This is a genomic window from Streptomyces sp. NPDC024017, from assembly GCF_040638895.1.
Classification (GTDB): Bacteria; Actinomycetota; Actinomycetes; order Streptomycetales; family Streptomycetaceae; genus Streptomyces.
Genome location: NZ_JBEZYZ010000006.1, coordinates 240,387 through 263,160, shown reverse-complemented (window position 1 = coordinate 263,160; position 22,774 = coordinate 240,387). Strand labels below are relative to the sequence as shown.

Here is a 22,774-nt window from a genome sequence, read left to right as displayed (position 1 = left end):
GCCTCTGTGCGGTGGTGCCGGGCGGCGCCTGCTCGACTGGGAGGGGCGCCGCCCGGCGTGCGCGGCCGGGAATTCACCTCTTGGCGATGCGCACCACGTCGTCCGCCGGACCGGCCGGGGTCGGGACCGCGGCCGATGCCGCGCCGTCGTCGTCCGTGTTGATCTTCTCGATGATCGCCAGCCGCTCCGGGGTGTCCTCCGGCCTGATGTAGCCGACCAGGATGTAGAGGACCAGGGAGACCGCCAGCGGGATCGACACCTGGTACTGGAGCGGCACACCGCCCTCGACGTTCCAGTTGATCGGGTAGTTCACCAGCCAGAAGGCGAGCAGGCCCATCGACCAGCTGGCGAGGGCCGCCGTGGGGCCGGAGCGGCGGAACGCGCGCAGCAGGCCGAGCATCATCGGGATCGCCATCGGGCCCATCAGTCCGGCCACCCACTTGATGACGACCGTGATGATGTCCTTGAAGGCGGGGGAGTTGACCTGCGTCGCCGCCGCCATGGACAGACCGAGGAAGACGACCGTGGCGATGCGGGCGACCCGCAGGCCCTGGCTCTGGTTCCAGGCCCGGGCCCTCGCCCAGATCACCGGCGCGCAGTCCCGGGTGAACACCGCCGCGATGGCGTTGGCGTCGGAGGAGCACATGGCCATGGTGTGCGAGAAGAAGCCGACGATGACCAGGCCCAGCAGGCCGTGCGGCAGGAGCTGTTCGGTCATCAGGGCGTAGGAGTCCGAGCCGTCCGGCTTCTGCGACTCGACCAGCAGCGGCGACATCCACATGGGGAAGAACAGGACCAGGGGCCAGACCAGCCAGAGGATCGCCGAGAGGCGGGCCGACCGCTCGGCCTCCTTGGCGTTCGGCGTGGCCATGTAGCGCTGGGCCTGGTTGAGCATGCCGCCGTTGTACTCGAAGAGCTTGATGAAGAGGAACGCGAGCAGGAACACCGTGCCGTACGGCCCGACCAGCGGTTTCTCGTGGCCCTGGAGCTCGGGCGAGTCCCAGACGCCGAAGAAGCCGCCGTGGTCGTCGAGGCGTACGAAGACCGCCACGAACATCGCGATGCCGGCCAGCAACTGGATGATGAACTGCCCGAGTTCGGTCAGGGCGTCCGCCCACAGGCCGCCGATCGTGCAGTAGACCGCCGTGATGCCGCCGGTGATGAGGATGCCCTGGTTGAGGGAGATGCCCGTGAAGACGGACAGCAGCGTGGCGATCGCCGCCCACTTCGCGCCCACGTCCACGATCTTCAGGAGCATGCCGGACCAGGCCAGCGCCTGCTGCGTCTTGAGGTCGTAGCGGTTCTTCAGGTACTCCAGCGGGGAGGCCACATGGAGCCGGGAACGCAGCCGGTTGATGCGCGGGGCGAACAGCTTCGACCCGATGGCGATACCGAGGGCGATGGGGAAGGACCAGGTGACGAAGGACGTGACGCCGTAGGTGTAGGCGATGCCCGCGTACCCGGTGAACATCACCGCGCTGTAGCCCGACATGTGGTGCGAGATGCCGGAGAGCCACCAAGGCATCTTGCCGCCGGCCGTGAAGAAGTCGCTGACGTTGTCGACGCGTTTGTGCGACCAGACGCCGATCGCGACCATCACGGCGAAGTAGCCGATGAGCACGGCCCAGTCGAGACCGTTCATGAATCCCCTTCCACGGTGCTGCCGCCAGGGTCAGGCATGTGAACTCTGGGTTCGGTGACGTGCGCACGGCAAGCAAGGGGAAGGTCAAGAGACCGTAAAATAGTTCGGTGAGGTGACCTCAGTTTATGTACATGAACTTATGGGTGTGGCTGGAAATCACCCTCAACGCATCAGCTCACCCGCGTTCACCAGCAGCGACTGCCCCGTGATCGCCCGCGCCCGGTCCGACGCGAGGAACACCGCCGCGTCCGCCACGTCCCCGTCCGTCGCCAGCTCCGGCAGGGCCATCCGGTCCGTCAGCCTGCCCAGCACCGCCGCCTCCGACACGCCCTCCGACTGCGCCGCGAACTGCACGTACGCCCGTACCGGCGGCCCCCACATCCAGCCGGGCAGCACGGTGTTGACCCGGATCCGGTGGGGCCCGAGCTCGCGCGCGAGCGAGTACATCGCACTCGTCAGCGCCCCCTTCGACGCCGCGTACGCCGCCTGGCGCACCTGTGACGGTGCCGCCACCGCGGACTGCGTCCCTACGAACACCACGGATCCACCGCCCCGTTTGAGCGACGGGAGGCAGGCCCGGGTCATCCGCAGCGTGCCCAGCAGATTCACGTCCAGGACGGACCGCCAGGACTCGAAGTCGGCGTCCTCCAGCCCGCCGAAGTAGCCGTCGAGCGCGGCCACATGCACGACGGCGTCGATCCCGCCGAACCGCTCCCGCGCCACCTCCGAAAGCGCCTCGCACTGCGCCTCGTCGCGGATGTCCGTGGCCCGGTACGCGGTGCGCGCCCCGCCCGGGTCCACCTCGGCCGCCGCCTTCGCCAGGCTCGCCTCCGTACGGGCCCCGAGCACGGCGCACCCGCCGTCCCGCACGACGGCCGCCGCGACCCGCCTGCCGAGCCCGGCCCCGACGCCCGACACGACGACCGTCTTCCCCGCGAGCAGTGACATGGCGAGACCTCCCCGGACCCGGACCCTGGCGTTCTATCTGACGGAGCGTCAGAGTATGAGCGAGCCACCGACGAAGGGGAAGGCCATGAGCGAGGACACCCGCAGCGAGCTGTACGCCGAACTGGCCGCCGTCGGCCCCTACGGCACCCACCCCGGGCACGCCCTCATCACCATGGTCGAGCCGCATCCCGGCCACGAGTACGCGTACAACCGCTGGTACGAGGACGACCACTACTACGCCGGCGCGATGGCCATGCCCTGGATGTACGCGGGCCGCCGCTGGGTGGCGACGCGGGACCTCCAACTCCTGCGCTACCCGGAGAAGTCGGCGATCGCCCAGCCGGTCACCGCCGGCTGCTACCTCTCCACGTACTGGATCACCGCGGGCCGCTACGACGACCACATGCGCTGGACGGTCGCCATCAACAAGCGCCTCAACCGGGACGCCCGCGTCTACCACGACCGCACGCACGTCCTCACGGCGTTCCAGAACCACGAGGCGACGGTGTACCGCGACGGAGCGGCCGGGCCCCGCGACGTCCACGCCCTCGACCACCCCTACGCGGGCCTGGTCCTCCAGGTCGTCGAGGCGGACACCCCCGAGCAGCGCGCCCCGCTCCTGGAGTGGCTGCGCACCCGCCATCTCCCCAGGCGCCTGGCGGGTTCCCCGGCCGCGCTGGTGACGCTCTTCCGCCCGACCCCGCTCCCCGGCGACCGCATGACCTACGTGAAGCAGGTCGAGGGCGTCGACACCCGCCTGACGCTCCTGTGGTTCCTCCAGTCGGACCCGAGGGAGTGCTGGGACGCCCACTTCACGGCCCTCGACGCGGCGGTGACGGAGTCGGGCCTGGGCAGGGTGGAGCTGGTGGCCCCCTTCATCCCGACGGTGCCGGGCACGGACACGTACGTGGACCGGCTGCGCTGAGACCGGCACACCGCACGGCGGTTACCCTTCGCTCTCATGAAGCGCGCCTGGAACCTGCCGATCCTGCTGGTGCTCTGCGGCTCGGCCGGTGCGGCGGGGCTGGTCCTCGGCGGGAGCACCGGTGCGGCCGTGGTCCTGCTCCTGGTGTTCCTCCTCCTCGCGGGCGCGCACTCGCCGCTGGTCTTCCCCCGGCCCGTCGGCGCGCTGGAGGCGGAGCGGCGCAGCGCGGCCGACGGCCGGCCGGTCGTCTACTGGCGGCCGGGCTGCATGTACTGCCTGCGGCTGCGCATCCGTCTGGGCCGTCAGGCCCGCCGGTTGCACTGGGTCGACATCTGGCGTGACCCGGCCGGGGCCGCTGTGGTGCGGGCGGCCAACCAGGGCGACGAGACCGTGCCGACCGTCGTCGTGGCGGGCCGGCCGCACACCAATCCCGACCCGGCGTGGGTGCGCGAGCAGCTCACCGGGTGAACAGACCGGCCGCGTTGTCGTGACACACGGCCCGGAGCCACTCCTCGCCGAGGCCCAGGCGTTCCAGCGCGTGGAGCTGGTGCCCGCCCCCACGCCCATCGGATCAGCCTAGACAACCCGCCCCGGCAAGTCCTTCTGTTGCAGGCTCACTTCGGCCCACACGGTCTTGCCGTGAGCCGGGGCCTCCACCACACCCCACCGATGCGCGTACGCCGAGACGATCCGCAGCCCTCTCCCGCTCTCCGTGTCGTCCACGACCGGCCCCGGGAGCTGTGGGATCCGGTCGCCCCGGGCGTCGGTGACCTCGATACGGAGCGTGCGGTCGGCGTGCAGCTTCAGCGCGAGCCGGAAGTCCCTGCCCTGGACGCGTCCGTGCAGCACCGCGTTCGAGGCGAGCTCGGCCACCACCTGTGCGGCGGCGTCGTACGTCTCGCCCCACTCGTCGAGCTGGCGTTCGGCGAGCAGGCGGGCCAGTCGAGCGCCTCTTCGAGTGGCGGACAGCTGGATCGTGAAGTGGCGTACGGGGGCGCTGATTTCAGCGAGGGATTTCCGACTCATGTCACCCAGCGTGGTCGTCCGTCCCTACCCTGAACAGCAACGACCTCGGTACGGAGCGTGACTGTCCGGACGCGTGGCGGGGTCGTACGGCTCGTACGTCAGGAGGGGAAGGCGTGGAGGACGAGGAAGCGGCGGCTGTGCTCAGGACGGTCGGGCGGCAGATCAAGATGTGGCGCGAGGCCGCGGGTCTGAAGCAGGCGGAGTTGGGGGCGGCCATCGGGTACGGGGAGGAGATGGTGTCGTCCGTGGAGCGGGCGCGGCGCATCCCGAAGCCGGACTTTCTCGACAAGGCGGATGAGGTCTTGGGCGCGGGCGGCAAGATCGCGGCGATGAAGGAGGACGTGGAGAGGGCTCGGTATCCGAAGACCGTCCGGGACCTGACCAAGCTGGAGGACCAGGCGGTCGAACTCGGCGCCTACGCCGCCCTGCACATCCATGGGCTGTTGCAGACGCCTGAGTACGCCCAGGCGTTGTACGCGATGCGGCGGCCGGCCTACACCGAGGACGAGATCGAGCGCCACGTGGCCGCGCGCATGGCTCGGAAGGCGGTCTTCGATCGGGTGCCCCGCCCTCTGGTCACCTTTGTCCAGGAAGAGATGACACTGCGGCGGCCCCTCGGGGGCAAAATGGTGCTGCACCGTCAGCTCGAACACCTGTTGGAGGTCGCCGAGTTGCGGCACGTCGAGATCCAGGTGATGCCCATGCGCCGGGAGGACCACGCAGCGGTGATGGGCTCGTTCCGGCTGCTGAAGCTCCAGGACGGCAAGGCACTCGGCCACACGGAAAGCCAGCTGTACGACCGGGTGATCAGTGATCCGAAAGAGGTCCAGATCCTCGATATGCGCTATGGCATGATCCGGGCGCAGGCCCTCTCGCCCCGTGATTCGCTCACCTTCATCGAGAAAGTGCTGGGAGAAGAGACATGACGCCCACCCCGCTGACATGGGTCAAGAGCAGCTACAGCGGCAACGACGGACCGGACTGCGTCGAAATCGCGATAGCGCACCCCACCATCCACATCCGCGACTCCAAGAACAAGGACGGCGCCCGGCTGTCCTTCACCGGCGGTGCCTGGTCCGAGTTCCTGGAGTTCACGGCAGCTCGCTGACCAGTGCCGACACCGCCCCGGCGTCCAGTTCCCGCACGCGCTCCACATCTGCCCGGGCCTCCTCCGGACGCCCCATGACCGCTTGGAGAACGGCCCGGCGGCACAGCGCCCAGACGTAACCCGGCCGCATCTCCACCGCCTTGTTCAGGGCGGCCAGGGCCTCCGCGTGGCGGCCCAGCCGGGCCAGGGACTCCCCCCGGCTCGCGTACGCCGACGTGTACGCGGGGTCCAGGGCCAGCGCGATGTCCAGGTCGGCGACCGCCTCCTCGTCGCGGCCCGCGACCCGCAGCGCGTCGCCTCGTTCGCAGCGGGCCCAGGGCCAGTCCGGACTGAGGGCGAGGGCCCGGTCGAGGTCGGCCAGTTGGCGGTGGGAGTCGCCCCGCGCGCGCCACACCCGGGCGCGGCGGGCGAACGCCCATGCGTAGTCCGGGTTGAGGTCCAGCGCCCGTCCCAGGTCGGCGAGGGCCGCGTCCGGGTCTCCGGCGCGCCCGCGCGTGGCGCCCCGGGAGGCCCACGCGAACTCGAGGGCGGGGTCGAGGCGGATGGCTTCGGTCAGGTCCCGGATCGCCTCGGCGTCGCGTCCGGCGATCCGATGGTGTTCACCGCGCAAGGCGACGTACCAGGCGTTGCCCGGTTCCAGGGCGACGGCTCGGTCCAGGTCGGCGATCGCCCCGTCGTGGTCGCCCAGGTCTCCCCGGATACCGGACCGGTTCCGGTAGGCGACGGCCGACTCCGGGTCCAGGTCGATGGCCCGGTCGTACTCGGTGAGGGCCAGCGCGTACGCGCCGTCGCCGCGCAGCTCGTCGCCCCGGACGATCCGGGCCCTGGCCTGAGTCGGCGCGTCGAGTCCCGCGCGGCGCAGCAGCAGTCCGAGGGCGGCGGTGATTCCCTCCGTGTCGAGGGCCGCCGTCAGCTCGGTCCCCCACCGGGACGTCGCCTCCGCGTCCGCGTCCCCTCCGGCGTCCACCAGCGCTCGGGCCCACCGCCCGGCCACGGCCACGCCCGCGTCGCACGCCTGGACGAAGTCCCGCAACGCCTGGGGGAGCGCGTCCCGTTCTCCCGCGCACAACAGGTGATACGTCTCCTCCAGCCGCAGTTCCCGCCACGCCTCGTCCGCCCACAGTTCCCCGGTGCCGCGGCCTGCCCCGGTCTCCTCCCGCCAGCCTCCGAACAACTCCGCCAGCCCGCGCTGCCGTTGCGTCCACCCCCGCGGGGACCGGCGGCGCTCCGCGCGCAGCATCGGTGCCCGTACGACGTCGTGGTAACGCAGGCGTTCCCCGTCGCGGTCGCTGACGAACGGCATTCCCCGCAGCCACGCCCACACCTGCTCCGGATCCTCCTCCGGGCACTCCGCCACCGCCCGGAACACATCCCCGTCCAGCCACCTCGGCAGCGCGCAGGACAGGGCGGCGGCCCGTCGGGCCGGGTTCTCCTCCCATCTGAGGAAGCGCTCCACGGCCGTCGCGCTCGGGTCGCCCACCTGGTCCGGGTCGGTGGGGCGGGACTCGGCGAGGGTCGAGACCAGGACGGGGAGCCCGCCCGTGAGGCGCAGCACCTCCTCGACGACCGGTTCGGCGGTCACGCCCTTGGTGGCCATCAGGGCGCGTGCCTCCGTCTCCGTGAAGGGGGCGAGCGGGAGGTCCGTCACGAAGTCCGCCAACCCGCCCCAGCGGACCGGGTCCAGGGGGGTCCGGCCCGCCGTGACCACCACCGTCGTGGCGGGCACGGCGCCGTGGCGGTCCGTCGTCATCGTCTCGTGCAGCCAGGGGTCCAGGTACGGGCCCGTCCGCTCGTACGTGTCCAGGAAGAGGGCGATCCACGGCGCGGTCGTGTCCGACAGTTCGCGCAGGAGTACCGGTGTGAGCACCTGCTCGGGGGCGAGGACCAGCTGGAGGTCCTCGTGGTTGCGGAAGCGGGTGATGAGGCTCGCGCGCAACCGGTCGGCGCCGTGGGCGAGTTGCTCCGCGTCCAGCATGCCCGCCAGCGGACCGACCACCGGCACCATCCCGGCGGCGACCACCCCGGCCCGCGCCGCCATCCTCCCGCCCGCGGACGGTCCGCCCTCCTCCGGCTGCGGGTCCAGGACCGCCAGCGCGGCCAGTTCCGCCTCGTGCCGGCGTTCGCGGTGCGCGGCGAGCAGGCGGTCCAGCTCCTTCAACCGCCTGCCCTGGGCGGCGAACTGGCGGCTGATGTCCGCCATCGCCTCCGGCACGCTGCCCGCGCTGTCGTCGACGTACGCCGTCAGCGCGCCCTGTTCGCGGGCGATGTGCTCCAACTCCCGCAGCAGGAAGGTCTTTCCGACGCCGGCGTTGCCGTGCACGTGGAAGCGGAAACGGTGGCGTTCGTCCTCCGGGGCGGTGCCGAAGTTGGCGCGGAAGGCGGCGCGTTCGGCGGAGCGGCCGACGAAACCGGCCCGGCTGCGCTGCCGTATCAGCTCCTGCAGGGACGGTCTCGCCTGCGCCATCCGTACGTTCCCCTCGTCTCGCGCGGTCGGCCTCGGCCGTCATTCTCGCTCAACTGCCGTGGGGTACACCGGAGGGCCGCGCGCGGGGACAATGATCGGCATGGCCACCTCCACATCACGCGGCGCGTTGTCGCTCGCCGCCACCCTGCTCACCGCGACCATCGCCCTCTACATGGCGCTCGTCGCGTTCGGGAACATCACCGACTTCGGGACCAACCAGCAGTTCGTCCGGCACGTGCTGGCCATGGACACCACGTTCAAGGACGAGGACCTGATGTGGCGGGCCGTCACGAGCCAGGGGCTCCAGGACGCCGCCTACGTCGGGATCATCGTCTGGGAGACCGTCGCCGCGCTGGTCCTCATATACGGGAGCTGGCTGTGGGCCAGACGCGATGACCTGCGTGCCCGGCGGATGTCCACGTACGGGCTGCTGATGGTGATGCTGCTGTTCGGGGCCGGGTTCATCGCGATCGGCGGTGAGTGGTTCTCGATGTGGCAGTCCAAGAGCTGGAACGGGCTGGACGCCGCGACCCGCATCTTCCTGTTCAGCGGGGTCGTGCTGATCGTCAACCAGCTCTCGGCCCCGAGGGAGACGCCCGCTACTTGACCACGGTCACGGTCGTGCCGACCGTGCCGAACGCCCACAATGCCGTGCCGTCCGCCTTCCGCATCCTGACTCCGCCCGTCTTGGTGCCGGAGGCGGCCGGCGGCGGCGAGGCCCCGTCGACCGCGTTGGAGAAGGCGACGGAGATCCCGGACTTCGCGGCGAAGTACATGATGTGCTCGATCTGGACGCCGTCCGAGCCGGTCGTGGCCGCGTTGCGCGACGACACCGTGTAGCTGCCCGGGTCGGGGCTGACCGAGCCCGGCCAGACGCTGAACGTCCGGCGGGTCGCCTCGCTCGCGTCGACCAGCCACACCCGCTTCTCACCGAGGGAGTAGACGATGCGCCGGCCGGTGCCGGAGCCGTCGGGCACCTTCGCCGGGACCGACGCCGTGGGGGTGGGCTGCGTCGAGGCCGTGCTGCTCGGCTTGGCCGAGGTGGCGGTGGGGTGCGAGCCCCGGTCCGCCTGCACGCCCAGGACCGTCACCGCGGCTATCGCTCCCACGGTCAGCCCGGTCACCCAGGCCCACGAAGGAAGTCGGGCAGGCACCGGCACGCATCTCCTCAGTCACGGGACCCCGCACCGCAACGGGGTTCCGATCATCGTACTGCGCGCCCGCCGCTCCCCCGGCTCCCTCAGGGGCCCCGGATCCCTCAGGGGCCGCCGGCGGTCTTGCGGACCGGGACCGGGCCCGTGCCGGCGCCGCGGGCGGCGTAGCGCGGTGTCCGTACCGGGGCCGGGTAGGAGAGGTGCACCAGCCGGGTCTGCTCCTGGCGCATGTGCATGAGCGACTCCAGGATGTAGCCCACGAGCAGCACGAGCGCCGCGATGGTCATGATCGCGGCGGCGAGGATCGCCGTGGGGACCCGGGGCACGGTGCCCGTCTCGACGAAGTCGGCGATCACGGGGATGCCGAGGATGACCGAGACCAGGGCGAGCACGCCCGCGAGCACGGTGTGGACCAGCGAGGGCCGCTCGCGCCGCGCGAGGTCGAGGATGACCCGCAGGATGCGCCAGCCGTCCCGGTAGGTGCGCAGCTTGCTCTCGCCGCCGGCGGGCCGGACGCGGTAGTCCACGACCACCTCCGCGGTGGGGAGCCGCAGGTGCAGCGCGTGGATCGTCATCTCGGTCTCGGTCTCGAACTCCCGGGCCAGCGCCGGGAAGGACTTCACGAAGCGTCGCGAGAAGACCCGGTAGCCGCTGAGCATGTCGGTCACGTCGTTGCCGAACAGGGACCGCACCGCCCCGGTGAGCAGTTTGTTGCCGACCGCGTGCCCGGCCCGGTAGGCCCCGTCGACCGTCACCCGGCGGGCTCCGACGACCTGGTCGTACGGTCCCTCGAAGAGCAGGTCCACCAGGTCGCGGGCGCGGGAGGCGTCGTAGGTGTCGTCGCCGTCGATGATGAGCAGCGCGTCGGCGTCGACGTCGGCGAAGGCGCGGCGGATGACGTTGCCCTTGCCCTTGCGGGTCTCCTGCCGGACGATCGCGCCGGCCTCCCGGGCGACCTGCACGGTGCGGTCGGTGGAGGCGTTGTCGTACACGTAGACGACGGCCTCGGGGAGGGCGGCGCGCAGGTCGCGGACCACCTTGCCGACGGCCGCCTCCTCGTTGTGGCACGGCACGACACACGCGATCGTCGGTTCCACGACCACTCCTCACTCGGACCGGTTCCTCACACAGTCAGCACCTCACACAGTTGGAAATAGTGCGATATGAGCGCGCCTGAGTGGATGGAACGCGCCGGGTCGTTACTCTCGCCGTGTGCCGGTCCTCGACTCCGTGACGCTGCGTGCGCGCGACGCCATCAAGGGCATCTGGCGCGAGGCCGCCAAGTTCGGGGTCATCGGGGCCCTGGCCTTCGTCGTCGACAACGGCGGCTACAACCTGCTCGTCTTCGGTCTGCCCGGCGGTGCGCAGGGCGGGGTGATGCGGACCGCTCCGGTGCAGGCTTCCGTCATCGCGACGGCCGCGGCCGCGCTGTTCAGCTGGGTCGGGAACCGCTACTGGACCTACCGCGACCAGCACGGCGGGAAGGTGACCCGCGAACTCGTGCTGTTCCTCGTCGCGAACGGAGTGGGGCTCGCCATCACCGCGGGCACGGTCTTCGCCTCCCGGCAACTGCTCGGGCTGGACTCGGCGCTCAGCGACAACACCGCCCGCATCCTCGGCTGGGTCCTCGCGACCCTGTTCCGCTTCTACGCCTACCGGCGCTACGTCTTCGTCGCACCCTGACCGGCCGGAGCCCGACGACCCGTTAGCATCCGGCATATGGGACAAACAGGATGGACGGGGTGGGAGCGGCAGCGCTGGGTGTGGGGGCTGGCCGCCGTCGCCGCGGTCTGCTGCCTGGCCACGATCCTCGTCTTCGCCCCCGGCTATCTGAGTCCCGACAGCCTCGACCAGCTCCGGCAGGCCGAGGGCGAGCGGCCCCTGACCGACTGGCATCCGCCCGTGCTGAGCCTGGTGTGGCGGGCGCTCATCGCCGTGACCGGCTCGATCACGTCGATGCTCGTGGTGCAGTCCCTCGTCTTCTGGGGCGCGCTGTGGGTGCTGGCCTGGTGCGTGTGGGCGCTGACCGGCAGCCGGGGCGGTTCGCTCGCCGTGCTGGGTCTCGGGCCCGCCCCGTTCGTGCTGACGTTCGTCGGGGTGGTGTGGAAGGACGTCCACGCGGCGTTCGCGCTGCTCGCCGCGTGCGCGGTCGCCTTCACCGGGCTGCGGCTGCGGCAGCGCGGGGCGGATCTGCGCCCCGCCGTCCGCTGGGGCCTGCTCTGGCTGGGCGTGCTGTTCCTCGCCTACGCCATGCTGGTGCGCAAGAACGCCTTCCTCGCCGCGATCCCCGTCTTCGTCATGCTGGTCCTCGCGCTGTGGGGCACGCCCGGACGCCGTACGTGGATGACGTGCACGGCGGCTCTCGTGGCCGGGCTCGTCGTACCCGCCGCCGCCATCTCCCTGTTCGCCGCGCCGCTGCAGACCAAGCAGGGCGCGCAGATCATGCTCGACGACCTCGTCCACGTGCTGACCGTGGACGAGCTCCGATCGGCGGACGTGTCACCCGCCCTGCGGGACCGGCTCGTGGCCTCCGCGCGGGAGTGCGAGCGCGTCGGCGCCCTCTCGGACGCCTACTGGGCCTGCTACCAGCGCCCGGCGGACGGGCTGCGCGGGGACTCCGGCGCGCTCACGTCCCTGTGGCTGCGGGAGATGAGCGGGCACGTGCCGCAGTACCTCCAGTACCGGCTGCTGCTCTTCACGACCCTGCTGTTCGAGACCGACTACGCGTACAAGGCGGGCATCACCCGCAACGACCTGGGCGTCGAGGTGGCGCACCCGCGGCTGGAGGACATGCTCGGCGCGTACGTCAACGGCACCGTCGAGGACCTGCCCTGGCTGTTCCGCGGCTGGTTCTGGCTCGCGGTCGCGCTCGTGCTCGCCGTCCAGCCCGGCAAGGGCGCGTTCGCGATGCCGATCCGGGCGCTCGGCATCAGCTCGGCGGCCTACATCCTCGGCTATCTGCCGATCATGCCCGCGACGGACTTCCGCTACGTCTACTGGCCGGCCATCGCCTGCGCCCTCGGCCTCGTCCTGCTCTGGGCGGGCCGCGGCACGGCTCCCCCGCGCCCGGCGAGCCCCGGCGCCACGGCCGACCGCACCCTCACGGCGCAGCAGCCGGCGGACGCCGGGGGCCAGTAGCGCGTCAGTCCAGCACCGGCAGCAGCTGGGGCAGATGCCCGTCCGACGCGGCCGCCGCCCGCTGCCGCTCCTCGGAGACCGCCCCGTACAGGGTGTTCCGGGCCCTGGCGGGACGGCCCGCGGCATCCGCCACCGCGATGAGGTCCTTCACCGACTTGTACGACCCGTACGACGAGCCCGCCATGCGGGAGATGGTCTCCTCCATGAGGGTCCCGCCGAGGTCGTTCGCACCCGAGCGGAGCATCTCGGCCGCGCCCTCCGTGCCCAGCTTCACCCAGCTGGTCTGGATGTTGGGGATGTACGGGTGCAGCAGCAGCCGGGCCATGGCCGTGACCGCGCGGTTGTCCCGCATGGTCGGGCCCGGGCGGGCGATCCCCGCGAGGTAGACCGGCGCGTTGGTGTGCACGAACGGCAGCGTCACGAACTCGGTGAAGCCGCCCGTGCGCTGCTGGATGCCCGCGAGGGTGCGCAGGTGCCCGAGCCAGTGCCGGGGCTGGTCGACATGGCCGTACATCATCGTCGAGGACGAGCGGATGCCCAGCTCGTGGGCCGTCGTCACGACGTCGATCCAGTCGGCCGCGGGCAGCTTGCCCTTGGTGAGGATCCAGCGGACCTCGTCGTCGAGGATCTCGGCGGCCGTGCCCGGGATGGTGTCCAGGCCGGCCTCCTTGGCGGCGGTCAGCCACTCACGGATCGACATGCCGGTGCGGGTCGCGCCGTTGACGACCTCCATCGGCGAGAAGGCGTGCACATGCATGCCCGGGACGCGTTCCTTCACGGCCCGCGCGATGTCGAAGTACGCCGTGCCCGGCAGGTCCGGGTGGATGCCGCCCTGCATGCAGACCTCCACCGCGCCCACGTCCCAGGCCTGCTGGGCCCGGTCGGCGACCTGGTCGAGGGAGAGGGTGTAGGCGTCGGCGTCCGTGCGGCGCTGGGCGAACGCGCAGAAGCGGCAGCCGGTGTAGCAGACGTTGGTGAAGTTGATGTTGCGGGTGACGATGTAGGTGACGTCGTCGCCGACGGCCGACTTCCGTACGTCGTCGGCGACCCGGGCGAGGGCGTCCAGCGCCGGGCCGTCCGCGTGCAGCAGGGCCAGCGCCTCGTCGTCGGTGAGCTTCGTGGGATCGTCGGCCGCCGTGCGCAGGGCCTCGCGCACGTCGGTGTCGATGCGCTCGGGGACCATGCCCGGGGCGGCGGCCTCGCGCAGGGCGCCCCAGTCGCCGTACACCTCGTCGAAGTCGTCCCGGCGGTCCGACGTACGGCCCTCGGAGTCGATCGAGGAGTGCAGGTCGGTGCGGCCGGACGCCGTGAAGACCTCCTCCGGCTCCTGCCACGGCAGGCCCTCGGGCAGGGCCTCGGGTCGGGCGAGGCCGGTCTCCGGGTCGGCCAGCGCGGCCACGTGCGGGCGCAGCCGCGGGTCCAGCCAGGGCTCGCCGCGCCGCACGAACTCCGGGTACACGCACAGGCGCTCGCGCAGCTCGAAACCGGCAGCGCGGGACTTCTCGGCGAGCTGCTCGATCTGCGGCCAGGGGCGCTCGGGGTTGACGTGGTCGATGGTGAGCGGGGAGACCCCGCCCCAGTCGTCGATACCGGCGCCGATCAGCCGCTCGTACTCGTCGTCGACGAGGTTGGGAGGGGCCTGGATGCAGCCCGACGGTCCCATGAGGAGCCGGGCGACGGCCACCGTGGCGACCAGTTCGTCGAGTTCCGCGTCGGGCATGCCGCGCATCGCGGTGTCCGGCTTGGCACGGAAGTTCTGGATGATCAGTTCCTGGACGCCGTGGTAGGCCCGGGACACCTTCCGCAGCGCGAACAGCGACTCGGCGCGCTCCTCGTAGGTCTCGCCGATGCCTATGAGGACGCCCGAGGTGAAGGGGACGGAGGACCGCCCGGCGTCCTCCAGCACGCGCAGGCGGACGGCGGGCTCCTTGTCCGGGGAGCCGTGGTGGGGTCCGCCCGGCTCCGACCAGAGGCGGGTCGCCGTCGTCTCCAGCATCATGCCCATGCTGGGCGCGACCGGCTTCAGACGCTGGAAGTCCGTCCAGCTCATGACGCCCGGGTTCAGATGCGGGAGCAGTCCCGTCTCCTCCAGGATGCGGATGGAGATGGCACGGACGTAGGCGATGGTGTCGTCGTAGCCGTGCGCGTCGAGCCACTCGCGGGCCTCCGGCCAGCGGTCCTCCGGCTTGTCGCCGAGGGTGATGAGGGCTTCCTTGCAGCCGAGGGCCGCGCCCTTGCGTGCGATGTCCAGCACCTCGTCCGGGGACATGAACATCCCGTGGCCGTCCCGGCGCAGCTTGCCCGGGACGGTGACGAACGTGCAGTAGTGGCACTTGTCCCGGCACAGCCGCGTCAGCGGGATGAAGACGCTCTTCGAGTACGTGATGACGCCCGGCCGACCGGCCGCCGCCAGGCCCGCGTCCCGCACCCGGGCGGCCGAGGCCGCCAGGTCCTCCAGCCGCTCACCCCGCGCCTGGAGCAGCACCGCCGCCTCGGCGACATCGAGCGAGACACCGTCCCTGGCCCGTTTCAGGGCGCGACGCATGGAGTTGTCGGTGGGGCCGGTTCCGGAGGTCGCGGAAGTCGTCATCCTTCGAGCATACGAGTGCGCTGATCAGAGCCGGGGAAGCCCCGTCAGTGGAAGGCCAGCCACCCTATGCCCAGGGCCGAGGTGAGACCGGCGGCGGCGACGGCGGCCGGTCTGTGGCGGTGCAGGGCGAACCAGACCAGCGCGGCGGTCACCAGCACGGCCGTCGTGCCGATCGCGGCGCGCAACAGCCCCTGGCTGTAGCCGTACTCGGTGAAATGACGCAGGAGCCAGGAAACCCAGGCAAGCCGCATGACGCGCTCTCCCCCCGTGGTGAACTGAACGGTAGTTTAGTAGAGGGGGCCAACCAGCCTGCCGGGCAAGGGAGTTGTCAGAGATGGACGGCGAGGCCGTCCAGCGTCTTCAGCACCTCCGCCTCCCCCGCCGGAGGCAGCTGCGCCACGACCTCCTCGATGCCGAGGTCGGCGTAGTGGGCGAGCTTGCCCGGGCTGGGGTGGACGGCGTAGGGGACGACCTGGAGGGCCTGGGGGTCGCGGCCGGCGTCGGCCCAGGCGGTGCGCAGGACCGGCAGCGCCTCGCCGAGGCCGCGGCCTCCGATCGGCAGCCAGCCGTCGGCGTACTCGCTGATGTGGGCGAACAGCTTGGGCCCGGCGGCCCCGCCGACGAGCGTGCGCGGGCCGACGACCGGGCCGCGCGGCTTCTGCACGGGCTTCGGATACGCGTGGCTGGCCCGGACGCTGCCGAACTCGCCCTCGTGGGCGACCGGCTCCTGCGACCACAGGGCCCGCATCAGCGCCATCCGGTCCCGGACCAGCTCGCGCCGGGTGCTCCAGCGCACGCCGTGATCGGCGGCCTCCTCGACGTTCCAGCCGAAGCCGAGCCCCAGGGTGAACCGGCCGCCGGAGAGATGGTCGAGGGTCGCGACCTGCTTGGCCAGGTCGATCGGGTCGTGCTGGGCGACGAGCGTGATGCCCGTGCCGAGCCCGAGCCGCTCGGTGACGGCGGCGGCCTGGCCGAGGGCCACGAACGGGTCGAGGGTGCGGCCGTACTCGGGCGGCAGGTCGCCCCCGGCCGGGTACGGGGTGGTCCGCTCGACGGGGATGTGGGTGTGCTCGGGCAGATACAGCCCCGCGAAACCGCGGTCCTCCAGCTCCCGGGCCAGCCGGGTCGGGGTGATCGTCTCGTCGGTGAGGAAGATCGTCACGGCGATGCGCATGACCTAATCACTACCATTCCTAGCATTGTCAACCGGTGTTGGCCGAGCAATGCAATCCGGGCCAGGTGTGAGGCATCTGGCGCCGGGTGCACCCCGAACGGTCTTGGGCACGGGGAACAGCACGAGCTGGTCATCTCGGTTCAGCCGGGTCCTACAGCCCTCGTGGGGCGTGCCCGTTGTCCTGGGTGGGCTCGTGGTCCCGCGCGGCCTGGGTCCGGGTCCGGTCTGGCCGGTAGCTCTCCGCGTGACGATCCTCTGGTCGTTGGCGGTCACACCTGACCGACGCCGGATCCTGTGGCCCAGGCCGCGCCGTCCGATGGCCACGGCGGCGGCGTGGTGCCGCGTCACCGTGGTCTGCTTGTTCTGCTGCTGGAGAGGCTGCTGCCAGTGGGCGGCTCCCCAGCGGGAGGTGTAGGCCGGGTCGACGCTGATGACGACCAGGCCGCGGTGGTAGGCAATGCCGCGCAGCCGCTCACGGAAGCGGGCAGTGGGGATGCCTGCGACCGTGCGACGGAAGCGCTTGCCGCGCCGTCCGCGTCCCATGGTTTCGCGGCCGGTGGTGCGGGCGTCGGTGAACCCAAGGTTCTCGATCACGATTCCGGCGCAGCCGTGTTCTTCGGCGAGTGAGGCCAGGGCGGTGATCGCGGCCCGCAGGTGGCCGTCGCGCATGGACGCGGGGCCGGTCAGGTCCATGGGGACAGTGACGGGCCGGCCGACGGGGTTGCCGTGAGGGTCGAGGACGCAGGCGGCCAGATGATCCGCGTTGAGGTCGACGGCGAGCAGCCGCGCACCAGCCGCCCGGATCTCCTGCGGTGCGGGCGGCACGGTGGTGGCGGTGGCCCACGAGGCGTCGAGGTACCAGCGCGCACGGGCTGGGTCGTACACGATGTCGTAGCGCACTGCCCGGTTGGCGGTGACGCGGTCCAGCCACTCCTGCCGCAAGTGGGAGAAGGCGACGACGCTCCCCAGCCGGTAGCGGCCGCGAGGGACGTTGGCGAGATGCCGCATCGGCTCGGGCAGCACGATCGTCACGCTGCCGTCCGCCGGGTCTACGCAGATGGTGTAGTTGCCGTGCGGCGCCCCCGACTCGCCGTCGGCGGTGAGGAACAGACGTGCCGCCTCCCACCGCTTGCGCCACTGAGCAAGGCTCAGTCCGGCCTCGGCCAGGTGGTGGCGAGCATGCAGCAAGCGCCGCCCGCCCACCACGACAGCCGGGCATCCTTCGGCGAGGCGCTGCTCCACCACGGCCAGGCGCCGCTGGAGTATCTGAAGGCGACGCTGCTTTTGGAAGCGTTCCTTCTGGTCCGCGTAACCGCGCACCCTGCCCCTGCGCTGCCCGCACGGGACGGCGAGGCGCTGGGTGATCGCCTGCACAGCGCGACGCAGTGCGACGCGCTCGCCGTACAGACAGCGCAGAGACAGCTGGTACTGGTCCTCACTCGCCCTCGTCATGGCGCCCGCCCAGCGCGACGACGACACCACCGTCAGCTTCTTCTTCCGCTCGGCCCGCCGGTTGCCCTTCACCGGCACCAGGCCGAGCGCGAGGCGTTCAGCGAAGTCCGCCCGCTGATGACGGCCGAGGTGCTCCCCGACCAGGGTGAGGACCTGCTCGTCCGTGCCATCGACACGCAGCCGGTCCCGGATCCGGGCACCCGTGGGTGCCGCCACCGTGAAGGGGGGCGCGATCGTACGCAACCCACGCCTCGTTCCGCCCCGACGCGCCACAGGCCTCCCCCTCTCCCCGGATCACCACGAACTCAGTTGCCACAACCGAGCATGCGTTCCTGCACACGCGAGATTCCAGCAACCAGGTCCCGTTCACCCGGACGAGGGACCCGCCGCCCAGCAATGACCAGCTACCGAGATGCGCAGCCGCCAACGCTGGGGAGATCCGACTGTCCATGCCAACCGATCGGCATCCGCCGGGCGAAGTCCGCCCCCGGCCTGTTCTCCTATTGCACGCCCTCCAATTCCCTTCCCTTGCACGCCGGTTCACGGCCCAATACAAGGGTTGCACGCACCACCCCCGCACCACCCATGCCTTGTCACCGACGACACCTGGGGAGCAGCAGCATGTGCGAGGACAGCCACGGCGGGCTCGGCCGGCGCGCTCTGTTCGTGACGGGAGCGGCGGCCGCGCTTACGTTGGGAAGCGTGAGCTTCGCTGCAGCGGCCGACGGGGACCAGGAGAGCAGGACCGTGCGCGGCACGCTGCCGCCCGGCTCCCCGGACTTCGTGTACGTGCCCGTCGAGGTCCCGGCCGGTGTCCGGGAGCTCAAGGTCGCCTACGCCTACGACCGGCCGCCCGTCCCGGCCGGCACCACGGGCAACGCCCTCGACATCGGCGTCTTCGACGACCGCGGCACCGAGCTCGGCGGCCGGGGCTTTCGCGGCTGGTCGGGCGGGGCGCGCACCGAGTTCTTCATCCGCGCGGACGACGCCACCCCGGGGTACATCCCGGGCCCGGTGCGCGAGGGCACCTGGCACATCGCGCTCGGCCCGTACACGGTCGCCCCGCAGGGCCTGTCGTACGAGATCACGATCACGCTGACGTACGGGGAGCCGGGCGAGGCCGCCCGGCCGGTGTATCCGCCGGAGCGCGCGAGGGGCCGGGGGCGGGCCTGGTACCGGGGTGACTGCCATCTGCACTCCTGGCACTCCGACGGCCGCCGCACCCCCGCCGAGATCGGGGAACTGGCCCGGGCCGCCGGCCTGGACTTCATCAACTCCTCCGAGCACAACACGCACTCGGCGCACGCCCACTGGGCCGACGTGGCCGGGGACGACCTGCTCGTCATGCTGGGCGAGGAGATCACCACCCGCAACGGGCACGTCGTCGCGCTCGGCACCGACCCGGGCACCTTCATCGACTGGCGCTACCGGGCCCGCGACAACCGCTTCGGCCGGTTCGCCCGGCAGATCCGCCGCGCCGGCGGCCTGGTCGTCCCGGCCCACCCGCACGCCACCTGCGTCGGCTGCAACTGGAAGTTCGGCTTCGCCGAGGCGGACGCGGTCGAGGTGTGGAACGGCCCCTACACGCCCGACGACGAGGTGGCGCTGGCCGACTGGGACAGCATGCTCGTGGCGTCCGTGCGGGACGGGCGCGGCTGGCTCCCGGCGATGGGCAGCAGCGACGCCCACCGCTCCCCGGACGCGGTGGGCAGCCCCCAGACGGTCGTCCTGGCCGACGACCTGACCAGGGAGGCGATCCAGGAGGGCATCCGGGCGGGACGGTCCTACATCGCCGAGTCCGCGCGGGTCGCGCTGTCGCTGCGGGCGTCCGGCGGACGCGGCGAGCACGCGGGCATCGGCGAGCGGCTCACCGTCGGCCGCGACACCCCGGTCACCGTCCGCCTGGAGGTCACCGGCGCCCCGCGCTGCACGGTCCGCCTCGTCACCGACCAGGGTGTGCTGCACACCAGCGCTCCGCTGCCGGTCTCCGGCTCGGGCGTGGTCGAGTGGCGGACGACTCCGTCCTACGCGGCGTACGTACGGGCCGAGCTGCGGCACGAGGCGGCGGCGGGACCACTGCCCGGGCCGCTGGCGGCGTTCACCAACCCGATCTTTCTCGGACGCCGAGAGTTACCTGCGCGGCAATCCCCTCCCGGTGCCACTACGCAGACCTCAGTCATCCACGATTGAGGTGGCCAGACGAGTCTGCCTTTTAATTTTCTCCCGCACCGATTTCAGCTCCGCGGAGTGCTCTTTGATCATTCTCTCCTGATACGCCCTGTCACTCGCGTACCAGGTCCCTACCACGTTGTAGGCCTTTTTGCATCGCGCATCGGCCACCGCGACCTTCTTCTCGTCACTCGTGGCCGATGCGGTCTTTCTCCACCGCGGATCGTTGTTTGCCTCCATCGGGTCGGCGTAATGATGCCCGGCACGCTGCATACAATGGGCCCACTTATTGAATACGACCCGCACCCTCTTGTCCTGGTACGACAACTGCCAGCTATTCGCGTTGATTTTGTTCGACACTTCGGCATCACCGCCTCCGCCGTCTTTTTCCGTATCCTGGAGCGCCCTTCTTGATTCACCTATGCAACCCCCCTCGGGCACGGTGCGCCCCCTGTACTCACCAGCGACCGTGGTGCCCTTGAGCAGCATCTTGACTTCTTTTGTAACGGGCTTCGGCTTGACCGGAGCGGTCGAGCCTTCACTCCCTGCGGGCCGGTAGCCGTAATCGGCGGCGTCGGACTCGCTGGTGATGCCGTAGCGGAGGGCGGTCAAAGTCTCGGGCTGGAATGACCTGGACTGCTCCGAAGGCTCATACGTGAGCCCGAAGCGTTGCACACAGAGCTCTATTACTTTTTCCTTCGCCTCCACTATTCTGCCGCGCTGACTGTTAGTGAACATGTACTGTTCAATCGGCAGTCTCATTTCAGCTGCACTGACAATCTTCGGCGCGGCAGAATTCTCCGAGGCTCCGCCACTGCTACCACCGGCGGCTCCGCCGTCGTGCATAGTGCACCCGCAACATGCGATCAGCAGTAGCCCCACCGAGGCACTTCGCAGCCGTAGCGCAATATCGGTGGTCTCTTTTGCGTGAAACATGGTTCCTCGATCGGCTCTCACTGCAAATTCAAGCGGCCCTTGGAGAGGTCTCCAAGGGCCGTTTCAACGGTTGAGCGTGGCAGGCAGGAAAACCCTACAGGTGCCGGCCGGACGCATTGTTGTTCTTCAGCTGGAAGTTCAGGTTCGCCCAACTGTTGCCGCCGATGGTCTGGTAGACGCCGGCATAATTGCTGTTGAAGTACACCCGGTAACCACCGGGGTCGTTACCCGAGCTGATCGACGCCGTGTTGTTCTTGACGTACTGACCGAAGCCGTTCTCGCCACCACTCCCGGACTGAGCGGACAGGAACTTCATCGTGCCGTAGTTCGCGATGTTTTCGCCATTGTCCCAGGCGAGGGCGCCACCCAAGCCCGAGTTGTAGTAGAAGCAAGCTTCCTGTTCGGGACAGTCGTAGGGACTGTCGGCTGCGGAAACACCAGCGGATCCCATGGTCAGAGCGACTGCACTCACAATCGCCGACAGCACGAGGTGCTTCATCTTCATTTCTTTTCCATCCCTTGAACGCATCTCCCCAAGATCATCCAAGTTACCTTCGAATGTAAGGGACCTGTCAAGAGGTACTTTCGGACACCGGATTTCAGAAGACTGGCCTCGGATGCCCCTATATCTGCCGGTATGGACACCGTTTGAGATATCAGTGTGGACGGCTCTGGCTCAAAGTAGTCGGAGATGCATGGGCAGCGGGTGAACAATGCCTGTCTGCAGAGGAGCGACAGAACGTGTCCGCCAGGTCGGCGACGACCGCCGTGTGGTCGGAGGGCCAGATCCCGTCGACCGGGCCGTCGCAGGCCCTCCGGACGGCCCGTACGTGGCCGAGTCCGCCGGGGCCGGGCGGGCCGACGTGGATGTAGTCGATGCGCGCGCCGGGCTCCCAGGTACGTGCCACGTAGGGATTGGCCGGGTCCCAGGTCACTGCCGGGGTGGCCGGGTCGGCGTACTCCCACGCGTCCAGGAACACCTGGCCGGGCACGGCCGGGGCGGTCTTGTAGCCGCCGAGGAGACGGACCTCGTCGGAGTCGGGCCAGGCGTTGAGGTCTCCCGTGACGACGGGCGGGAAGGGGGTGTCGCCGCGGTGCCGGGCGACGAAGGCGGCGAGCGCTGCGGCCTGGCCGCAGCGGACCGCCGAAGCGTCCGGGGCGGAGCTGAAGTGGGCGGTGAAGAAGGGCACTTCGTGGTCGGGGCCGGCCAGTCGGGCGTAGAGGGCCAGCCGGCCGTCGTCCGTGTCGGCGGGGGCGGGCAGCGGCAGCACGTCCTGGTCGACGACCGGCCATCTGCTGAGCACGGCGTTGCCTATGCCGACCGTGGGGTCCCCGATGCGCCGCTGCCAGCGCTCCGGGGCGGGCGAGGCGCCCCAGGCGCAGTGCAGGCCCAGCTCACCGGCGAGCCACTCGGCGAGGTTCTCGCCGTCGGCCGCCCACACCTCCTGCAGTCCGACGACGTCGGGCCGCAGCTCCCGCAGGGCCGTGAGGATCGCCTTCTGCCGCGTCTGCCACGGCCCGAAGCGCCACCAAAGGTTCCAGGTCACGATCCGCACGCGCAGCCACCCGCTCTCCTCGTTGCCGCGTCAGGGATCATTGAAGCAGGAAGCATTGCAGAAACCGTGAGAGCTTCGTGCGAAGGAGACCCGCCGACGATGTCCCGCCGCACCGACCTGAGGTTCCGCGCGACCACGGCCGTCCAGCGCCGCCTCAACCCGCTCCTGCGCCGCCTCCCCCTCCAGACGGTCCTGGAGACGAGGGGCCGCGTCTCGGGGCTGCCCCGTCAGACACCGGTGGGCGGGCGCCGCGTCGGCGGCTCCTTCTGGCTGGTGTCGGAGTTCGGCGAGAAGTCGCAGTACGTGCGCAACATCAAGGCGGATCCGCGGGTGCGGGTGCGGATCCGCGGGCGGTGGCACGAGGGCACCGCGCACCTGATGCCGCAGGACGACCCGGTGGCGCGGCTGCGGGGGCTGCCCCGGGTCAACAGCGCCGGGGTGCGGGCGCTCGGGACGAACCTGCTGACCGTACGGGTGGACCTGGACACCTGA

At 70.7% G+C, this 22,774-nt stretch carries 22 protein-coding genes; 9 read left to right on the top strand and 13 right to left on the bottom strand.

Going from position 1 to position 22,774, the window contains the following annotated elements:
• Positions 1-73 precede the first annotated feature (73 nt).
• A complete protein-coding gene (locus AB0G20_RS18290) occupies positions 74-1,642 on the bottom strand; it encodes a sodium:solute symporter family protein (RefSeq protein WP_361303131.1) in 1,569 nt (522 codons plus the stop codon).
• Between the two features lie 162 nt (positions 1,643-1,804).
• On the bottom strand, positions 1,805-2,590 hold the full coding sequence (locus AB0G20_RS18285) for an SDR family oxidoreductase (protein WP_361303128.1): 786 nt from the start codon (positions 2,588-2,590) through the stop codon (positions 1,805-1,807).
• 85 nt (positions 2,591-2,675) lie between these two features.
• On the opposite strand from AB0G20_RS18285, the gene AB0G20_RS18280 reads away from it, so the two are divergent.
• Positions 2,676-3,515 carry a hypothetical protein gene (locus AB0G20_RS18280; RefSeq protein WP_361303125.1) on the top strand — a complete coding sequence of 280 codons (840 nt, stop codon included), beginning with the start codon at positions 2,676-2,678 and terminating at the stop codon, positions 3,513-3,515.
• A gap of 36 nt (positions 3,516-3,551) precedes the next feature.
• Positions 3,552-3,983 (top strand): glutaredoxin domain-containing protein, encoded by a 432-nt coding sequence (locus AB0G20_RS18275; RefSeq protein ID WP_361303122.1) that lies wholly within the window; start codon positions 3,552-3,554, stop codon positions 3,981-3,983.
• A gap of 108 nt (positions 3,984-4,091) precedes the next feature.
• Here AB0G20_RS18275 and AB0G20_RS18270 read toward each other — a convergent pair whose 3' ends face one another.
• Positions 4,092-4,541, bottom strand: coding sequence for an ATP-binding protein (locus AB0G20_RS18270; RefSeq protein ID WP_361303119.1), 450 nt, complete (start codon positions 4,539-4,541; stop codon positions 4,092-4,094).
• Positions 4,542-4,654: 113 nt separating this feature from the next.
• Between AB0G20_RS18270 and AB0G20_RS18265 the strand changes: the two genes are divergently transcribed.
• On the top strand, positions 4,655-5,467 hold the full coding sequence (locus tag AB0G20_RS18265; protein ID WP_361303115.1) for a helix-turn-helix transcriptional regulator: 813 nt from the start codon (positions 4,655-4,657) through the stop codon (positions 5,465-5,467).
• Positions 5,464-5,649: a DUF397 domain-containing protein gene (locus AB0G20_RS18260; RefSeq protein WP_361303112.1), complete on the top strand. Its 186-nt coding sequence runs from the start codon at positions 5,464-5,466 to the stop codon at positions 5,647-5,649. Before AB0G20_RS18265 ends, AB0G20_RS18260 begins: the two co-directional genes overlap by 4 nt.
• Here AB0G20_RS18260 and AB0G20_RS18255 read toward each other — a convergent pair.
• The gene (locus AB0G20_RS18255; RefSeq protein ID WP_361303109.1) at positions 5,633-8,113 is read right to left on the bottom strand and encodes a tetratricopeptide repeat protein; all 2,481 of its coding nucleotides are present in this window, start codon (positions 8,111-8,113) and stop codon (positions 5,633-5,635) included. The two genes, AB0G20_RS18260 and AB0G20_RS18255, sit on opposite strands and share 17 nt — an antisense overlap.
• 100 nt (positions 8,114-8,213) lie before the next feature.
• Here AB0G20_RS18255 and AB0G20_RS18250 point away from each other — a divergent pair, with 100 nt between their 5' ends.
• Positions 8,214-8,720, top strand: a complete 507-nt coding sequence (locus AB0G20_RS18250; RefSeq protein ID WP_361303106.1) for a DUF2165 domain-containing protein — start codon at positions 8,214-8,216, stop codon at positions 8,718-8,720.
• Here the strand turns inward: AB0G20_RS18250 and AB0G20_RS18245 are convergent.
• Both AB0G20_RS18245 and AB0G20_RS18240 read right to left on the bottom strand, forming a co-directional pair.
• The gene (locus AB0G20_RS18245; RefSeq protein ID WP_361303103.1) at positions 8,713-9,273 is read right to left on the bottom strand and encodes a hypothetical protein; all 561 of its coding nucleotides are present in this window, start codon (positions 9,271-9,273) and stop codon (positions 8,713-8,715) included. The two genes, AB0G20_RS18250 and AB0G20_RS18245, sit on opposite strands and share 8 nt — an antisense overlap.
• Positions 9,274-9,371: 98 nt before the next feature.
• Positions 9,372-10,370: a glycosyltransferase family 2 protein gene (locus AB0G20_RS18240; protein WP_361303100.1), complete on the bottom strand. Its 999-nt coding sequence runs from the start codon at positions 10,368-10,370 to the stop codon at positions 9,372-9,374.
• A gap of 109 nt (positions 10,371-10,479) precedes the next feature.
• On the opposite strand from AB0G20_RS18240, the gene AB0G20_RS18235 reads away from it, so the two are divergent.
• Positions 10,480-10,950 (top strand): GtrA family protein, encoded by a 471-nt coding sequence (locus AB0G20_RS18235; protein ID WP_361303097.1) that lies wholly within the window; start codon positions 10,480-10,482, stop codon positions 10,948-10,950.
• A gap of 36 nt (positions 10,951-10,986) precedes the next feature.
• A complete protein-coding gene (locus AB0G20_RS18230; RefSeq protein WP_361303094.1) occupies positions 10,987-12,405 on the top strand; it encodes a hypothetical protein in 1,419 nt (472 codons plus the stop codon).
• 4 nt (positions 12,406-12,409) lie between these two features.
• Here the strand turns inward: AB0G20_RS18230 and AB0G20_RS18225 are convergent, their stop codons facing one another.
• From AB0G20_RS18225 to AB0G20_RS18210, 4 genes are all read right to left on the bottom strand, one after another.
• Entirely contained in the window at positions 12,410-14,995 is a 2,586-nt protein-coding gene (locus AB0G20_RS18225; protein WP_361303091.1) for a bifunctional FO biosynthesis protein CofGH, read from the bottom strand.
• A 44-nt stretch (positions 14,996-15,039) separates the two neighbouring features.
• The gene (locus AB0G20_RS18220) at positions 15,040-15,246 is read right to left on the bottom strand and encodes a hypothetical protein (RefSeq protein ID WP_361303088.1); all 207 of its coding nucleotides are present in this window, start codon (positions 15,244-15,246) and stop codon (positions 15,040-15,042) included.
• A gap of 77 nt (positions 15,247-15,323) precedes the next feature.
• On the bottom strand, positions 15,324-16,169 hold the full coding sequence (locus AB0G20_RS18215; protein WP_361303085.1) for an LLM class F420-dependent oxidoreductase: 846 nt from the start codon (positions 16,167-16,169) through the stop codon (positions 15,324-15,326).
• Positions 16,170-16,172: 3 nt separating this feature from the next.
• A complete protein-coding gene (locus AB0G20_RS18210) occupies positions 16,173-17,864 on the bottom strand; it encodes a hypothetical protein (RefSeq protein WP_361303082.1) in 1,692 nt (563 codons plus the stop codon).
• Positions 17,865-18,242: 378 nt separating this feature from the next.
• Here AB0G20_RS18210 and AB0G20_RS18205 point away from each other — a divergent pair, with 378 nt between their 5' ends.
• Positions 18,243-19,811: a CehA/McbA family metallohydrolase gene (locus AB0G20_RS18205; protein WP_361303079.1), complete on the top strand. Its 1,569-nt coding sequence runs from the start codon at positions 18,243-18,245 to the stop codon at positions 19,809-19,811.
• On the opposite strand, the gene AB0G20_RS18200 is transcribed toward AB0G20_RS18205, so the two are convergent.
• The 3 genes from AB0G20_RS18200 to AB0G20_RS18190 form a co-directional block, all read right to left on the bottom strand.
• Positions 19,794-20,726, bottom strand: coding sequence for a hypothetical protein (locus AB0G20_RS18200; RefSeq protein ID WP_361303076.1), 933 nt, complete (start codon positions 20,724-20,726; stop codon positions 19,794-19,796). The two genes, AB0G20_RS18205 and AB0G20_RS18200, sit on opposite strands and share 18 nt — an antisense overlap.
• A gap of 94 nt (positions 20,727-20,820) precedes the next feature.
• The gene (locus AB0G20_RS18195; protein WP_361303073.1) at positions 20,821-21,231 is read right to left on the bottom strand and encodes a hypothetical protein; all 411 of its coding nucleotides are present in this window, start codon (positions 21,229-21,231) and stop codon (positions 20,821-20,823) included.
• A gap of 151 nt (positions 21,232-21,382) precedes the next feature.
• Positions 21,383-22,282: an endonuclease/exonuclease/phosphatase family protein gene (locus tag AB0G20_RS18190; RefSeq protein ID WP_361303070.1), complete on the bottom strand. Its 900-nt coding sequence runs from the start codon at positions 22,280-22,282 to the stop codon at positions 21,383-21,385.
• A 99-nt stretch (positions 22,283-22,381) separates the two neighbouring features.
• Between AB0G20_RS18190 and AB0G20_RS18185 the strand changes: the two genes are divergently transcribed.
• The gene (locus AB0G20_RS18185) at positions 22,382-22,774 is read left to right on the top strand and encodes a nitroreductase/quinone reductase family protein (RefSeq protein ID WP_361303067.1); all 393 of its coding nucleotides are present in this window, start codon (positions 22,382-22,384) and stop codon (positions 22,772-22,774) included.

What these genes read in the sequence shown, in the direction of transcription:
- AB0G20_RS18205 (WP_361303079.1), top strand. Translation starts at nt 18,243, where the DNA reads ATGTGCGAGGACAGCCACGGCGGGCTCGGCCGGCGCGCTCTGTTCGTG.
- AB0G20_RS18215 (WP_361303085.1), bottom strand. Translation starts at nt 16,169, where the DNA reads ATGCGCATCGCCGTGACGATCTTCCTCACCGACGAGACGATCACCCCG.
- AB0G20_RS18200 (WP_361303076.1), bottom strand. Translation starts at nt 20,726, where the DNA reads ATGTTTCACGCAAAAGAGACCACCGATATTGCGCTACGGCTGCGAAGT.
- AB0G20_RS18255 (WP_361303109.1), bottom strand. Translation starts at nt 8,113, where the DNA reads ATGGCGCAGGCGAGACCGTCCCTGCAGGAGCTGATACGGCAGCGCAGC.
- AB0G20_RS18220 (WP_361303088.1), bottom strand. Translation starts at nt 15,246, where the DNA reads ATGCGGCTTGCCTGGGTTTCCTGGCTCCTGCGTCATTTCACCGAGTAC.
- AB0G20_RS18275 (WP_361303122.1), top strand. Translation starts at nt 3,552, where the DNA reads ATGAAGCGCGCCTGGAACCTGCCGATCCTGCTGGTGCTCTGCGGCTCG.
- AB0G20_RS18270 (WP_361303119.1), bottom strand. Translation starts at nt 4,541, where the DNA reads ATGAGTCGGAAATCCCTCGCTGAAATCAGCGCCCCCGTACGCCACTTC.
- AB0G20_RS18185 (WP_361303067.1), top strand. Translation starts at nt 22,382, where the DNA reads ATGTCCCGCCGCACCGACCTGAGGTTCCGCGCGACCACGGCCGTCCAG.
- AB0G20_RS18285 (WP_361303128.1), bottom strand. Translation starts at nt 2,590, where the DNA reads ATGTCACTGCTCGCGGGGAAGACGGTCGTCGTGTCGGGCGTCGGGGCC.
- AB0G20_RS18260 (WP_361303112.1), top strand. Translation starts at nt 5,464, where the DNA reads ATGACGCCCACCCCGCTGACATGGGTCAAGAGCAGCTACAGCGGCAAC.
- AB0G20_RS18280 (WP_361303125.1), top strand. Translation starts at nt 2,676, where the DNA reads ATGAGCGAGGACACCCGCAGCGAGCTGTACGCCGAACTGGCCGCCGTC.
- AB0G20_RS18290 (WP_361303131.1), bottom strand. Translation starts at nt 1,642, where the DNA reads ATGAACGGTCTCGACTGGGCCGTGCTCATCGGCTACTTCGCCGTGATG.
- AB0G20_RS18225 (WP_361303091.1), bottom strand. Translation starts at nt 14,995, where the DNA reads ATGACGACTTCCGCGACCTCCGGAACCGGCCCCACCGACAACTCCATG.
- AB0G20_RS18230 (WP_361303094.1), top strand. Translation starts at nt 10,987, where the DNA reads ATGGGACAAACAGGATGGACGGGGTGGGAGCGGCAGCGCTGGGTGTGG.
- AB0G20_RS18250 (WP_361303106.1), top strand. Translation starts at nt 8,214, where the DNA reads ATGGCCACCTCCACATCACGCGGCGCGTTGTCGCTCGCCGCCACCCTG.
- AB0G20_RS18195 (WP_361303073.1), bottom strand. Translation starts at nt 21,231, where the DNA reads ATGAAGATGAAGCACCTCGTGCTGTCGGCGATTGTGAGTGCAGTCGCT.